Source organism: Amycolatopsis melonis (assembly GCF_040064235.1).
In the GTDB taxonomy this organism is placed as follows: Bacteria; Actinomycetota; Actinomycetes; order Mycobacteriales; family Pseudonocardiaceae; genus Amycolatopsis; species Amycolatopsis melonis.
Genome location: NZ_JBDZYD010000001.1, coordinates 21,499 through 35,029 on the forward strand (window position 1 = coordinate 21,499; position 13,531 = coordinate 35,029).

Consider the following 13,531-nt stretch of genomic DNA (forward strand, 5'->3'; position numbering starts at 1 on the left):
GCAGGCCGGTCGTGTCGACTCTCCAGTCACGCGTGTCGACCCTTCAATCACGCGAGTCGACCCTCCAGTCACGCGTGTCGACTCTCCGATCACGCGAGTCGACTCTCCAGTCACGCGAGTCGACTCTCCAATCACGCGAGTCGACCCTCCGATCACGCGAGTCGACCCTTCAATCACGCGTGATGCCTCTCCAATCACGCGACATGCCTCTGGCGTCAGGTGAACTTGCCGTGGCGGCCTTCGCCGCCCGCGAAGCGGGCCGCGCCGTCGACCGCTTCCGCCGCCAGTACTCCCGTTCCCATCGCCGCGGTGAACTCCGCGGCCAGGGCGGCTTCCTCCGGCATTCCCCACTGCGCGAGTGCCGAAAGGCGGTCGCCGCGCAGGCAGGCCTGGGGGAACGCCGCCAGCTGCCGGGCCAGCTCCTGTGCCGCCGTCACCGCTTCGCCCGCCGGGACCAGGCGGTTGGCCAGGCCGATCTCCAGTGCCTCGGCCGCCGCCACCGGACGTCCGGTGAGGATCAGGTCCATCGCGCGGGACTGGCCGATCAGCCGCGGCAGCCGGACCGTCCCGCCGTCGATCAGCGGCACGCCCCAGCGGCGGCAGAACACGCCGAACACCGCCGTGGCGTCGGCGACCCGCAGGTCGCACCACAGCGCCAGCTCGAGCCCGCCCGCGACGGCGTGCCCGTGCACCGCCGCGATCACCGGCTTGCCGAGCGTCATCCGGGTGGGACCCATCGGGCCGTCCCCGTCCGGGTGAGTCCGGTTCATCCGTCCGGTCCCGATCGCCTTGAGGTCCGCGCCCGCGCAGAACGTGCCGCCGGCGCCGGTGAGCACCGCGACGGCCGCGTCCGGGTCGGCGTCGAACGCGCGGAACGCGTCCGCCAGCTCCGCCGCGGTCGGCCCGTCGACGGCGTTGCGCGCGGCAGGCCGGTCGAGGGTGATCGTCGTCACGGCGCCTTCGCGCTCGACCTGCACGGTGCCGGGCATCGCCGCTCCTGGGGATGATCGAGGTGTCTTCCGGGTACGCCTTCCCTAGAGTATTGGGGTGGCCACTCCCAGGACGGGGACGGCGAGCCGGGGAGGAAGCGCATGTCGGGCGGCGTGAAGAAGATTCTCATCGTGGGTGTGGTCGCGCTCGTGCTCTTCTTCCTGATCACCCAGCCCACCCAGTCCGCGGACTTCGTGCACCGCGTGCTCGGCTGGCTCAAGGACGGCGCCGAAGCGATCGTCACGTTCTTCCGGACGCTCTTCTCCTGACCTCCGGGCACTACCGTCCGTGTTAGCGGACGGTAAATCACGCAGTGTCACCGATCCCGGAATCCGGACCGGACACTCGACCATCCGGGTGGATTGCGGCCGGAAACGCGCAGGTCGTCGAATTCGTGGCGAACGGGGTCTGGCGAAGGAGACCACCTCGGCCCTACGGTGCTCACATTGCGTGATCGGGTGGTTCGCCATCCCCCTCGGAGAACCCTGGTACGCAGGCAGTTTCCACTCAGCAAGGTGCAGGTTGGTGCGTGCGGCACCACCGCGTGGGACAGGCGTCGAGTGCCTGTCCGTCGGGGACCTACAAGGAGGCAGGGATGACCGGAGATCCCGGAGTGGACGCGTTGATCCGGCAGTGGGCCGCCGAGCGCGAGCAGACCCCGGAGGAGCAGGAGGTCGACCGCATCGCGTCCGCGTGGCTGGCCGACGCGCCGCCTCAGGCCGCGGGCATTCCCGGCCAGCGTGCCCGGTCCGGACCGTCCCGGTTCGTCCCGGTCGAGTCGACCGACCCCGGCTACCTCGACGCGATGCGCCGCCGGCTGCCGGAAGTGCCCGAAGAGCTGCTGACGGCGGCCGCGGGCTGGTGGCAGATGGTCGGCGGCGTCGCCGAGGCCGAGGAGTGGTGGGACGCCGGCATCAGCCCGCTCGACCAGCGGGCCCTCGACTACCGGGCGGCCGGGCTCGCGCCGTCCGACCTGAGCCGCAGGCTCGGCCCGATGACCGTCCTGCAGCACCTGCGCCGCGGCAGCGCCCCGGCGTGGTGCGTGGCGCGGCTCGCGCGCCAGCAGAAGTCCGCCTGACGTCCGACACGGCCGGGTGAACCGGCGTGGTGGGAGGATTTCGACGGCCCGCGTAACGCTAACCTGCGCGGGCTCGTTGAAAAGTCGTCGACATCCACGCCGGAGGACCGGAGTTTCGTGCGCAGGAGTACCGGAAAGACCGAGGACGACCGGATCGGCACCGTCGACCAAGCCGCCCCCGCCGCACCGGCACCGCGCCCGCCCGCCGTGGCCGTGCTCACCCGGCTGCTCGTGGTCCTCGCCGTGCTGGCGGTCGCCGGCGGCGGGATCTGGCTGGTCACCCGCGCGTCGACGCCGGAGGCGAGCCCCCTCACCACCGAAATCCCCGCGTTGCAGGTCAAGGCCGCCGACGTCCGCCCGGGCTCGGTCGCCCCGGCAGGCGGCGCGGTGGCGGGCGGCGCCGACCAGCAGACGGCACCGCAGCAGGCCCGCCCCCGCGAGACGGGACCGGCGACGCTCTCGCAGTGGGCGAGCCAGGTCGCGGCGGTCACCGGCGTCCCGGCCCGCGCGCTGCAGGCGTACGGCAACGCCGAGCTGGCGCTGCGCGCGATCCAGCCGAACTGCAAGATCTCCTGGGCGACGCTGGCAGGCATCGGCCGCATCGAGTCCAACCACGGCCAGTACGCCGGCGCGGTCCTGGGCGCGGACGGCCGCCCGTCCAAGCCGATCATCGGCGTCCCCCTCGACGGGTCGGCGGGAGTCCAGGCCATCGGCGACACCGACGGCGGCCGCTTCGACGGCGACCCGGGCGTCGACCGGGCGGTCGGCCCGATGCAGTTCATCCCGGGCACGTGGCGCAAGTGGGCCTCCGACGGCAACGGCGACGGCCTCGGCGACCCCCAGCAGATCGACGACGCGGCCCTGGCGGCGGCCCGCTACCTCTGCGCGGGCGGCCGCGACATGGCCAGCCCGGCGGGCTGGTGGGCCGGAATCCTGTCGTACAACAACTCGACGGAGTATGCGCAGAAGGTGTTCGGCCTGGCGGACGGGTACGCCAAGGCGGCACAGGCGGTGCGCAAGCAGGGCTGACGCGGTGCCCGGATGACATGAACGACTCTTTCCTGTCGTCAGACGAGGTGAACGACTCGTTCATGACGTCCGGGCATCCCTGAGAGGCGGGCCACCCCGGGAACGGTCGGCCGGGATCTCTCAGCCGCGCAGTGCTAGCGTCGGGGCCGTGCCAGCTTCCCCTCCGCCGGCGGGTTCCCCCTGGGGGCGCCGGATCGCGATCGTCGCGACCTGCCTGGTGAGCCTGCTCGTCTGCTGCGGGCTCGCCTGGTGGCAGTGGGACCGCTTCACCTCGGCGAACGGCACCTTCCAGAACCTCGGCTACGTCCTGCAGTGGCCGCTGTTCGGCCTCTTTCCCGCCTTCATGTTCTGGCGGATCCGGCGGCTGCGCGAGAAAGCCGAAGCGCAGCCGGAAGAGCCCGCCCCGAAGGCCGAGGTACCCGCTCCCCGTCCCCGTCCCGACGCACCGGCGTACGCCACGGACGAGGACGAGGAGCTGGCCGCGTACAACCGTTACCTGCGCGAGCTGAACGCCCGCGACCAGCAGGCCGCAGAGTGAGGAACGACCGATGACCACCAGCACCGAAGGCGCCGCCCAGACCGCGGTGCCGCTCACCGGCCCCCTGGCCCGGTTCCGCACCGCCGCCTACGTCACCGGCGTCGGCCTGCTCGGCCTGTGCTTCGTGATGGTGCTGCGGTACGGCTTCGGCAACCCCACGCCGTCGGCTGTCTACTCGCCGATCCACGGTGTCCTCTACATGATCTACCTCGTGCTCACCATCGACCTGGCCATCAAGGCCCGCTGGTCGATCAAGGGCACCGTGCTCGTGCTGCTGGCCGGCTGTGTCCCGTTCGTCTCGTTCCTCGTCGAGCGCCGGGTGACCCACCGGGTCAAGGCCGGGCAGAAGCTGTGACGCGGCGGAACGTCAGCGCCACCAGGAACGTGCCCGCCGCGAACAGCGCGGCCGTGCCGAACGCCGCCGTCATCCCGTCGACCGTGAGCTGAGCGCCGGTCGCGGTCGACGAGCGGGTCGCCGAGCCGAACACCGTGATCAGGATGCCCAGGCCGAGCGTGCTGCCGACCTGCTGCATCGTCTGCAGCACGCCGCCCGCCGCGCCCGCGTCCTCGGCGGGCACGGTCGCCATGACGATCACGTTGAGCGGCGCGAACACCAGCCCGCCGCCGAGTCCCATCAGCAACAGCGGTCCCAGCAACGCCGGGAAGTACGTGCTGGCCGGGGTGAGCAGGCTGAGCCAGGCGACGCCGCTCGCCATCAGCACCGAGCCGGTGACGGCCAGCGGCTTCGGGCCGTAGCGGCCGAGCAGCCGCGGCACGAGCCGGCTCATGGTGAAGATCAGCGCCGCCATCGGGAGGAACGCGAACCCGGTGGCCAGCGCGGCGAAGTGCCCGATGTCCTGCATGAACTGCGTCAGGAAGAAGAACATCGACATCATCGCCATCGGGCCGAGGAAGAAGTTGACGTAGGCCGCGCTGCGGTTGCGTTCGGCGAACAGCCGCAGCGGGACCAGCGGCATCGCGGTCCGGGCTTCGATGGCGACGAACACCGCCAGCAGCGCCAGGCCGGCGGCGAGCGCGCCGAGCGTCACCGCGTTGCCCCAGCCGTCGGACGCGGCGTGCGTGAAGGCGAACACGAGCGCGCCGACGCCGAGGGTGCCGGTGATCGCGCCGGGCAGGTCCAGGTGCGCGTGCCGCCGTTCGGGCTCGGGCACGAACCGCGGCGCCAGCAGCACGATCGCCAGGCCGAACGGCACGTTGATGAACAGCGCGGCGCGCCACGAGATCCACTCGGTGAGCAGGCCGCCGACGATCAGGCCGATCGCGAACCCGCCGCTGGACATCGCGGAGAACAGCGACAGCGCCCGGACGCGGGCCTTGGCCTCGGTGAACGTGGTGGTGACCAGCGCCAGGGTGCTCGGGCCCGCCATCGCGGCGCCGACGCCCTGCAGGACGCGGGCGGCGATGAGCAGCGTTGCCGAGCCGGCGAGGCCGCCTGCCAGGGACGCGAGAGTGAACACGGCGGTGCCCATGACGAACATGCGGCGCCGCCCGAACAGGTCGCCTGCCCGGCCGCCGAGCAGCAGGAGGCCGCCGAAGACCAGGCTGTAGGCCGTCATCACCCAGGACAGGCCGGTGGGCGAGAAGCCGAGGTCGGCTTGGATGCGCGGGAGTGCGACGTTCATCACGGTCGCGTCGAGGATGAGCATGAGCTGGCAGGTCAGGATGATCGCCAGGATCAGCCCGCTGTGCCTGCGCCGAGCCGGTGCGGGCGCACGGTCGACGGTCAAGTGCGACAAGGGATACTCCCCCAAGGAGTAGAGAAGAAGCGGAGACGTTCTCCACTTGGCTGTGATCCGATAATATGGAGAGCGTCTCCGGATGCGCAAGTGAATTCGGAGAATCTCTCCGGTTAGAGGCGAGGAGGCCGGGATGCCGGGCGGCGACACGGGACGTCCGATGCGCGCGGACGCGCGGCGCAACTACGAGCGCATCGTCGCCGCGGCGAACGACCTGTTCACCGCGCACGGCGCCGACGTGCCGCTGGACGACATCGCCAAGAAGGCAGGCGTCGGCGCGGGCACCCTCTACCGGCACTTCCCGACCCGCGAGAAGCTCTTCGAAGCGGTCTACCGCGACGAGATCGAGGTGCTGGCCGAACGCGCGTTCGTGCTGCACGAGCAGCTGCCGCCGTGGGAGGCCCTCGAGACGTGGGTACGCGAGCAGGTCAAGTGGGTGGTCGAGCGGCACAAGCTCGCCACGATCCTCAAGGAGTCCATCGACGCCGGCTCGGAAACCTTCCGGTACTGCCAGAAACGGCTCCGCGAGGCGACCGGCGTGCTCACCGAGACGGCGCAGGACGCCGGGCTGATCCGGAAGGACGTCTTCGGCGTGGACGTCCTGCGTCTCGGCCACGGCGCGGGCATGGCCGTGCGCAACTGCTCGCCCGAGGACGGCGAGCGGGTGCTCGGCGTGATCTTCGACGGCCTGCGCGCCGGGTCCCGGCCGCCGGGCTGATCAGCCGCCGATGCCGGTCAGCGACCGGACTTCCATCTCGGCCTGCTTCTCCGCGTCCGCCTTCGGCTTGCCGACCAGCGTGCCGACGAACCCGCAGAGGAACGAGAACGGGATCGACACCAGTCCCGGGTTCTTCAGCGGGAACCAGGCGAAGTCGACGCCCTTGAAGATCGCGTCCGGGGCACCCGAGACGACCGGCGAGAAGAGCACCAGCACCAGGCACGCGATCAGGCCGCCGTAGATGCCCCACAGCGTGCCCGTCGTGTTGAACCGCTTCCAGAACAGCGAGTACAGCAGGGTCGACAGGTTCGCCGACGCGGCCACCGCGAACGCCAGCGCCACCAGGAACGCGATGTTCTGCCCGTTGGCCAGCACGCCGCCGGCGATCGCCAGCACGCCGACCACGACCGCGGTCAGCCGCGCCACCCGGACCTCGTCGGCCGGCTCGGCCTTCCCGTGCTTGAAGATGTTCGCGTAGACGTCGTGGGCGAACGACGCGGACGCGGTGATCGTCAGCCCGGCCACCACCGCGAGGATCGTCGCGAACGCCACCGCGGCGATGACACCCAGCAGCAGCGCCCCGCCGACGTGCAGGGCCAGCAGCGGCGCCGCCGAGTTCTCCCCGCCCGGCGCGTTCTTGATCTCGTCCGCGCCGACGAGCGCGGCCGCGCCGAAGCCGATCACCAGCGTGCACAGGTAGAACACGAACATGCACGCCGTGGCCCACACGACCGAGCGGCGGGCCTCCCGCGAGTCCGGCACGGTGTAGAAGCGCATCAGCACGTGCGGCAGCGCCGCCGCGCCCAGCACCAGGGCCAGCGACAGCGACACGAAGTCCAGCTTGGTCGTGTCGTTCCTGCCGTAGGAGCCGCCCGGTTCGAGGAGCTTGTCGCCGAGCGGGCTGTTCTCGGCCGCCGAGGAGAGCAGGTTCGAGAACGAGAAGCCGAACTTGCCGAACAGGAACACGGTGAGCAGCGCGCCGCACAGCAGCAGGATGGTGGCCTTGATGATCTGCACCCACGTGGTGCCCTTCATCCCGCCGACCAGCACGTACAGCACCATGACCAGGCCGACGACGCCGATCACCAGCGCCTGGCCGAGCTTGGAGTGCACGTTGAGCAGCAGGGCCACCAGGCCGCCGGCGCCCGCCATCTGCGCCAGCATGTAGAAGAAGGAGATGACCAGCGTCGACGTCGCCGCCGCCGCGCGGACCGGGCGCTGCTTCATCCGGAAGCTCAGGACGTCGCCCATGGTGAACCGGCCGGTGTTGCGCAGCAGCTCGGCGATGAGCAGCAGGTCGACCAGCCAGGCGACGAGGAACCCGATCGAGTACAGGAACCCGTCGTAGCCGTGGATCGCGATCGCGCCGGCGATCCCGAGGAAGGACGCCGCCGACAGGAAGTCCCCGGACAGGGCGATGCCGTTCTGGCGGCCGGTGAACGCGCTGCCCGCGGCGTAGTAGTCCGCGGTCGAGGAGTTCCGGGTGCCTGCCCGGTAGACGACGTACAGCGTGATGGCCACGAACAGGGCGAACACGGCCGTGTTGACGATCGGGTCGCTGGCGGGCGTCCCCGCGGCGAGGGCGGTCACCGGCGCGTCCGGCCGGACTCGCCCGCACGGGCCCGCAGCTCGGCGACGCGCGGGTCGATCCGGCGGCGCGCGTAGCGCAGGTAGAGCCAGGTGACCAGCGCGGTGCTGGCGAACTGCCCGATGCCGAGCACGATGCCGACGTTGACCTCGCCGATCACCTTCCGGCTCATGAAGTCGTGCGCGTAGGCGGCCAGCAGCACGTACGTCATGTACCAGGCGAAGAAGGCGAAGCTCATCGGGAAGACGAAGCCGCGGAACCGGCGGCGCAGCGCGGTGAACTCGGGACTGGCCTGGATCGCGCGGTAGTCGGGGCCGGTGCGGGCGGCGGGCCTGCCGTGCTGGACGCCGGACGGGTGATCCCCGGAGAACAGGACGGGCAGCTGTCCCGTTTCCTCGAGGGCGTTGCCCGGTGCGGGACGCGCGACGTCGTACATGGTGCCTCCGGCAGAGTGCCTGCGTGGCGGCGGTTTCCCGGCGCCCGCGGCGGGGCGCCGGCCGCCCTTGCGGTCTGCGAGCCGACATCGTAACTACGCCGTCCGGGTGCTGCGCGAGGCGGCCGGGCGGTCCATCCGGCCAGGCCGGATGGTATTCGTTTTCCCGTCGAATGGGTGGATCGGCGAAACTCGGCCGAAGATCACGGGCAGATCACCCGGAATGATGAAAAGAATTGTGACGGCACGTTGTGGCGTTCGGCGGACACTGCGGCGAACGGGCTAATGGGCGCAGATGACCCGGCAGAGTGATCGCGGAGCGTAGTCGAATCCGGGTTGCGATGGTGCTTGTGGGTGTCCCTCAGGGTGGGGAAGTAGGCGAAGATCCACTGGTCAGCGCGATGTTCCGAAAGAAATCACCGGGTCGGGGCATGGGAGCACGGAAAGCCACAACATCGGGCATACCTTGGGGCTTGACCCACTCCTCGGGGGTACGGAGTGTAGATCGTCCGAGGGACACTGCTGCTCCGGGTGGGCTAACCGGGTGACGTCCACCCGTCGGTGGGCCACGCGTCCGGTAACCGGGATTCCCTCATTGGGGGCCGCCCGGCCGAAAGCGCGGGCCCGCTCTCGGCTCGAAATGACATTTTCGCTGGTCAGCGCCCGAACGGGGAACACAATTGACCGGCAGGGCATCGGGGGTACGATTCTTTGGCCCAGCTGACCGCAGCGATCGATAGGCACCGATTAAGTTGATCTCGCGACCCGTGCAGAACGCAACTTGCGACGTGCACGTGCAGAGTCCCGGGCACGGGACGACGAGGCGGCGGTGCCTGCCCGGCGACGGGCGCGCGGACGGCGGGGCGGCCGGGGCCGAGCGAGGGCGCCCGGCACGCGGCGGCGCAGGGACGGCACGACCGTCCGGCCGCCCGCCGCGAGCCGGGACGCCGCGCCGCCGACGCGGATCCATGACGCCGGACAGGGAGTCACTTACGTGACCGTTGCAGGAGAAGGTCAGGTGCCCGTCGGGGAGCTGCTCGGCCGAGCACCCCGGCGGTCGAAGGGGAAGGCCGCGTGGCAGGCGCTCGTGCGCTGGCGCGACTGGAGCCTGCCCGTCAAGCTTTCGGCCGTCACCGTCGTGCCCATCGTGCTCGCGCTGGTGCTCGGCATCACGACGATCGCCGCGCAGGTGGGCCGCTCGGGCGAGTACCAGCGGCTCGACCGCCTCGTCGCCCTCGGTGGCCAGGTGCGCGCGCTCGCCGGGGCGTTGCAGCAGGAGCGCACGGTCACCTCGGCGAAGCTGACCGAGGGCACCGTCGGCGGCACCCCCGAGCTGGCCGCGGCCCGCAAGGCGACCGACGCCGCGGTCGGCCCGTTCACCGCGGCGCAGGAGCGCGCGGCCGCGATCGAGCCCGGCGTCGCCGGTGCCGCGGGCGCCGCGACCGCGCAGGTCGGCAACCTCGCCTTCCTGCGCCGTCAGGTCGACGGCGGCCAGCTCGACCCGGCACAGGCCATCACCGCGTACTCCGGGCTGATCTCCTCGCTCGTCGGCCTCGACACCGCGGCCACCGCGGGCGCCGGCGACGGCACCCTCGGCGGTACCCCCGCCGGCCTGCACGAACTGCTCGTCGCGGGCGAGCAGGTGTCGGTCAGCCAGGCACTCGTTTCCTACGGCATCGCCCGCAAGGCGCTGTCGCCGAGCGACATGGCCACCCTGCGCGCCGCCGAGCTGCGGCTTGCCGACCGGCTGGTCGACTTCCGCTCGGCGGCGGGCGACACGCTGCAGCGCGACTTCGCGGCGATCGCCGAAGGGGCGCAGGCGCAGAGCCGCGCCCGGATGGTCGAGTCCGTGCTCAACGCGCCTGCCGACGCCGTGGACGACGCGTTCCGCACGCTGCCCCCGGCCGACTGGACCGCCGCTTCGACGGCCATGCGCACGCAGATCGCCCAGGTCGCCGACCGCCTCGGCACGTCGGCCTCGGCGACCGCGGCGGAGCTGGTCGACGAGTCCAGCAGCGGGGCCGGCCTGCTCGCCGTGCTGCTGTTCGGCGCGATGGTGCTCGCCGTCGCGGTCGTCTTCCTCATCACCCGCCAGCTGCTGCGCTCGCTGAAGGTGCTGCGCCGCAGCGCGCTCGACGTCGCCGAGACCGCGCTGCCGGAGGCGGTCCGCAACATCCAGGAGGGCCGTGCGCAGGGCACCGACGTCCGGCCGGTCCCGGTGCACACCGACGACGAGGTCGGCGAGGTGGCGCGGGCCTTCGACAAGGTGCACCACCAGGCGCTGCGGCTGGCCACCGAGCAGGCCGCGATGCGCACCGGCTACGGCAGCGTCTTCGTCAACCTGTCCCGGCGCAGCCAGAGCCTGGTGCAGCGGCAGCTGCAGCTGATCGAGCAGCTGGAGCGGGACGAGGAGGACGCCGACCAGCTGGCGACGCTGTTCCAGCTCGACCACCTCGCCACCCGGATGCGGCGCAACAACGAGAACCTGATGGTGCTTTCCGGCGCCGAGCCGGGCCGCCGGTCCGGCAAGCCGGTCGGCACCACCGACATGCTCCGCGCCGCGGTGTCGGAGATCGAGCAGTACCAGCGGGTGCAGGTGCAGCCGCCGCCCCCGGCCCGGGTCGTCGGCTACGCGGCCAGCGACCTGATGCGCCTGGTCGCCGAGCTGCTCGACAACGCGACCGCGTTCTCCGCGCCGGAGACGTCGGTGACGGTGGCGTCGCGGCTGGGCGAGGACGGCTCGCTCCACATCGACATCCTCGACAAGGGCATCGGCATGAACGAGGCCGAGGTCGCCGAGGCGAACGCCCGGCTGACCGAGGCGGGCTCGGTGGACCTGGCGACGTCCCGGCGGATGGGCCTGTTCGTCGTCGGCAGGCTGGCAGGCAGGCACCGCATCGGGGTGTCGCTGCACGGCGGCAAGGACATCGTGGGCGTGCGTGCCACGGTCGTCGTCCCGCCGGAGCTGGTGATGCCGGTGACCGACGGCCCGGCGACCGGCCCGATCGGCGCCGTCCAGCCGCACCCGACCAGCCCCGCGGCGGGTCACCGGCTGCCGCGCCGCCCGGTCAACGGCAGTGCCCGGCCCCGGCCGGTGGTGCCGCCGCAGCCGGCGATGGGCGAGGAGCGCTGGCCTTCGGCGAGCGACCTGGCGGGCCTGTCGGGCGTGCGGCCGCCGTCGGACACGGAGATCTCGGGGACGGCGCTGTTCGCGCCGATCCCGAAGGACGAGGACACCCCGCCGCCCCCGCGTCCGACGCTGCCGCCGGTGCCCGCGGTGCTGCCGCTGCCCGCGCAGCCGCCGAAGGCGGACAACCTGCCTTCGGGCAAGGACCTGTTCTCCGCCAACGAAACGACGTTGAGCGACTGGTGGCAGCAGGCGACGGAGGCCTCGGCCCCGCCTGCCGCCCCGGCACCGGACCGCTCGGAGACGACCCCGATCTTCGACGAGATGCTGTCGGCCTGGTTCCGTGAGGACAAGCCGTCGGCGCCCGAGGCCGAGTCCGCCGAGGAGCCGGCGGAGGAGCCGCAGGAGCGGCGCAGCTGGGACTTCGCGAGCGACGAGAACTGGCGCACGGTCCAGGCTCGTTCCCAGGCCGCGCCGACGGCGTTCACCGAGGCGGGCCTCCCGCGCCGCCGCCGCGGCGAGCAGCTGATGCCGGGCAGCGCGGTCCCCCCGCCACCCCCGGCAGCGGTCCCCGAGCCCGCCCCGGAGCGCCCGGAACTCCCGGTCCGCGACCCGGCGGAGGTGCGAGGGCGCCTGAGCAGCTTCCAGCGCGGCGTGACCCGCGGACGCCAGCACGCGCGCCAGGCGAAGGCAAAGCGCCCGGAGGTGACCCCGGGACAGCCCGCGGCTGGTACGGCGGCAACGTTCGGGACGGCTTCCCAGCCTGCCCCGGGAGCCGCGGTGCAGCAGGGTGCGGGCAGTGCGCAGGCGGAGACGGGTGCGCGGCAGGCGGCCGGTCAGCCACAGGCGGCGGGCACCGGGCAATCGGCTGGTGCACCGCAGGGCGCGGCCCAGCGGCCGGGTGCGGTCCAGCCACAGGTGGCGGCTGCCGGGCAGTCGGCCGCTCAGCCGCAGGGCGCGGGTGGCCAGGGAACCGCTGGTGCGCAGCAGGCGACCGGCCAGTCGCAGGGTGTGACTGGCGGGCAGTCGGCCGCTCAGCCGCAGGGCGCGGGCGGCCAGGCAGCCGCTGGTGCGCAGCCGGAGGTCGGTGCGCAGCAAGCGACGGACCACCCGCAGCCGGGCGTGACCCAACCGCAGGTGGCGGGCCAAGCGAGCGAGGCCCAAGCCACCGAGCCGGGTTCGGCTCAGGAACCGGCTGCGGGGTCCTCCCAGGCCGATTCGCAGCCGGAGGCAGCCACGCCCCAGGCCGAGGACCAGCAGGCCGAGAAACCGCAGCCCAAGAAACCGCAGCAGCCGGAGGCCCCCACCCCGTCGGCCGCGAGTCAGCAGACCAGCCAGGACAACCGGCAGCCGGAACCACCAGCCCCCCTCCCGCAGCCGCGGCAGCAGGAAACCCTTCCCCAGCGAGGGCAGTCGTCGATCTTCCAGGAGTCCGGGCAGCTCCCGGTCGCCAACGGACGTCCTGCTGCTCCGCCGTCCTCCTTGCCGTCGCGGAAGCCGCACGGTGCCGATGCTCCGCGGCAGGAAGAAGTCACCGCCGAGTGGAACTTCGGTACCGACGAAGGCTGGCGTGCCGTGCAAGCGGTGTCCCAGTCGACACCCTCCACGTTCACTTCGGCAGGATTGCCCCGGCGCCGTCGGGGGGAGCAGCTGCTCCCCGGCAGCGCCGGACCGCCCACCGGGGCCACGGCCCCCCGACCACAACGGGACGCACACGACGTGCGCGGCCGCTTGCGGAGCTTCCAGCAGGGCATCGAGCGTGGACGCCACCGCACCGCACAGGCGGCCGAGACCAACCACGAGACTATGGAGGGTGAATGACCTCGCCGGGTAACGCGCAGCCGACGCAGAACAACTTCGGCTGGCTGGTGAACGACTTCGCGGAGCGGGTGCCCGGCGTGGCGCACGCCGTGGTCGTCTCGGCGGACGGCTTGCTGCTGACCGCGTCGAACCGGCTCCCGCTGGACCGGGCCGACCAGCTCGCCGCGGTCGCCTCGGGCCTGGTCAGCCTCACCCAGGGTGCCGCGCGCTGCTTCGAGGCCGGTGCCGTCAACGAGACCGTCGTCGAGATGGAACTGGGGATCATGGTGCTGATGTCGATCAGCGACGGCTCGTGCCTTGCCGTGCTCGCCGCCCCCAACTGCGACATCGGCCAGGTCGCCTACGAGATGACGATGCTCGTCGACCGGGTCGGCCAGATCCTCACCCCCGAGCTGCGCGCCCAGCTTCAGGGCTCTGGGGGGTCGCTGATCGGCGAACCGGTGGGATGATGT

General features: G+C 72.0%; 12 protein-coding genes. 8 read left to right on the forward strand and 4 right to left on the reverse strand.

The window, feature by feature from the left end; translation table 11 throughout:
• Positions 1-215 precede the first annotated feature (215 nt).
• Positions 216-989: a crotonase/enoyl-CoA hydratase family protein gene (locus ABJI51_RS00105; protein WP_348946733.1), complete on the reverse strand. Its 774-nt coding sequence runs from the start codon at positions 987-989 to the stop codon at positions 216-218.
• Positions 990-1,091: 102 nt separating this feature from the next.
• On the opposite strand from ABJI51_RS00105, the gene ABJI51_RS00110 reads away from it, so the two are divergent.
• The 5 genes from ABJI51_RS00110 to ABJI51_RS00130 all read left to right on the forward strand — a co-directional run bounded on the left by ABJI51_RS00110 (position 1,092) and on the right by ABJI51_RS00130 (position 3,990).
• Positions 1,092-1,259 carry a hypothetical protein gene (locus ABJI51_RS00110; RefSeq protein WP_004558947.1) on the forward strand — a complete coding sequence of 56 codons (168 nt, stop codon included), beginning with the start codon at positions 1,092-1,094 and terminating at the stop codon, positions 1,257-1,259.
• Positions 1,260-1,585: 326 nt separating this feature from the next.
• Positions 1,586-2,068 (forward strand): helix-turn-helix transcriptional regulator, encoded by a 483-nt coding sequence (locus tag ABJI51_RS00115; RefSeq protein WP_348946734.1) that lies wholly within the window; start codon positions 1,586-1,588, stop codon positions 2,066-2,068.
• 117 nt (positions 2,069-2,185) lie between these two features.
• Positions 2,186-3,097, forward strand: a complete 912-nt coding sequence (locus tag ABJI51_RS00120; protein ID WP_348946735.1) for a lytic transglycosylase domain-containing protein — start codon at positions 2,186-2,188, stop codon at positions 3,095-3,097.
• A gap of 148 nt (positions 3,098-3,245) precedes the next feature.
• On the forward strand, positions 3,246-3,635 hold the full coding sequence (locus ABJI51_RS00125; RefSeq protein WP_431605550.1) for a hypothetical protein: 390 nt from the start codon (positions 3,246-3,248) through the stop codon (positions 3,633-3,635).
• Between the two features lie 10 nt (positions 3,636-3,645).
• Positions 3,646-3,990 carry a DUF3817 domain-containing protein gene (locus tag ABJI51_RS00130; RefSeq protein ID WP_348946737.1) on the forward strand — a complete coding sequence of 115 codons (345 nt, stop codon included), beginning with the start codon at positions 3,646-3,648 and terminating at the stop codon, positions 3,988-3,990.
• Here the strand turns inward: ABJI51_RS00130 and ABJI51_RS00135 are convergent.
• Positions 3,968-5,392, reverse strand: coding sequence for an MFS transporter (locus ABJI51_RS00135; protein ID WP_348946738.1), 1,425 nt, complete (start codon positions 5,390-5,392; stop codon positions 3,968-3,970). The genes ABJI51_RS00130 and ABJI51_RS00135 overlap by 23 nt on opposite strands.
• Positions 5,393-5,525: 133 nt before the next feature.
• Between ABJI51_RS00135 and ABJI51_RS00140 the strand changes: the two genes are divergently transcribed.
• Positions 5,526-6,110: a TetR/AcrR family transcriptional regulator gene (locus ABJI51_RS00140; protein ID WP_348946739.1), complete on the forward strand. Its 585-nt coding sequence runs from the start codon at positions 5,526-5,528 to the stop codon at positions 6,108-6,110.
• Here the strand turns inward: ABJI51_RS00140 and ABJI51_RS00145 are convergent, their stop codons facing one another.
• Complete coding sequence (locus tag ABJI51_RS00145) at positions 6,111-7,700, reverse strand: solute symporter family protein (protein WP_348946740.1); 1,590 nt, start codon at positions 7,698-7,700, stop codon at positions 6,111-6,113.
• Positions 7,697-8,134: a DUF485 domain-containing protein gene (locus ABJI51_RS00150; protein ID WP_348946741.1), complete on the reverse strand. Its 438-nt coding sequence runs from the start codon at positions 8,132-8,134 to the stop codon at positions 7,697-7,699. Before ABJI51_RS00150 ends, ABJI51_RS00145 begins: the two co-directional genes overlap by 4 nt.
• Positions 8,135-9,149: 1,015 nt before the next feature.
• Between ABJI51_RS00150 and ABJI51_RS00155 the strand changes: the two genes are divergently transcribed.
• Both ABJI51_RS00155 and ABJI51_RS00160 read left to right on the forward strand, forming a co-directional pair.
• Positions 9,150-13,079 (forward strand): sensor histidine kinase, encoded by a 3,930-nt coding sequence (locus ABJI51_RS00155; protein WP_348946742.1) that lies wholly within the window; start codon positions 9,150-9,152, stop codon positions 13,077-13,079.
• Positions 13,076-13,528 (forward strand): roadblock/LC7 domain-containing protein, encoded by a 453-nt coding sequence (locus tag ABJI51_RS00160; protein ID WP_348946743.1) that lies wholly within the window; start codon positions 13,076-13,078, stop codon positions 13,526-13,528. Before ABJI51_RS00155 ends, ABJI51_RS00160 begins: the two co-directional genes overlap by 4 nt.
• The last annotated feature ends 3 nt before the right edge of the window (positions 13,529-13,531 follow it).

Coding starts and splice junctions, on each gene's coding strand:
- ABJI51_RS00105 (WP_348946733.1), bottom strand. CDS start 989: ATGCCCGGCACCGTGCAGGTCGAGCGCGAAGGCGCCGTGACGACGATC.
- ABJI51_RS00110 (WP_004558947.1), top strand. CDS start 1,092: ATGTCGGGCGGCGTGAAGAAGATTCTCATCGTGGGTGTGGTCGCGCTC.
- ABJI51_RS00115 (WP_348946734.1), top strand. CDS start 1,586: ATGACCGGAGATCCCGGAGTGGACGCGTTGATCCGGCAGTGGGCCGCC.
- ABJI51_RS00130 (WP_348946737.1), top strand. CDS start 3,646: ATGACCACCAGCACCGAAGGCGCCGCCCAGACCGCGGTGCCGCTCACC.
- ABJI51_RS00140 (WP_348946739.1), top strand. CDS start 5,526: ATGCCGGGCGGCGACACGGGACGTCCGATGCGCGCGGACGCGCGGCGC.
- ABJI51_RS00150 (WP_348946741.1), bottom strand. CDS start 8,134: ATGTACGACGTCGCGCGTCCCGCACCGGGCAACGCCCTCGAGGAAACG.
- ABJI51_RS00160 (WP_348946743.1), top strand. CDS start 13,076: ATGACCTCGCCGGGTAACGCGCAGCCGACGCAGAACAACTTCGGCTGG.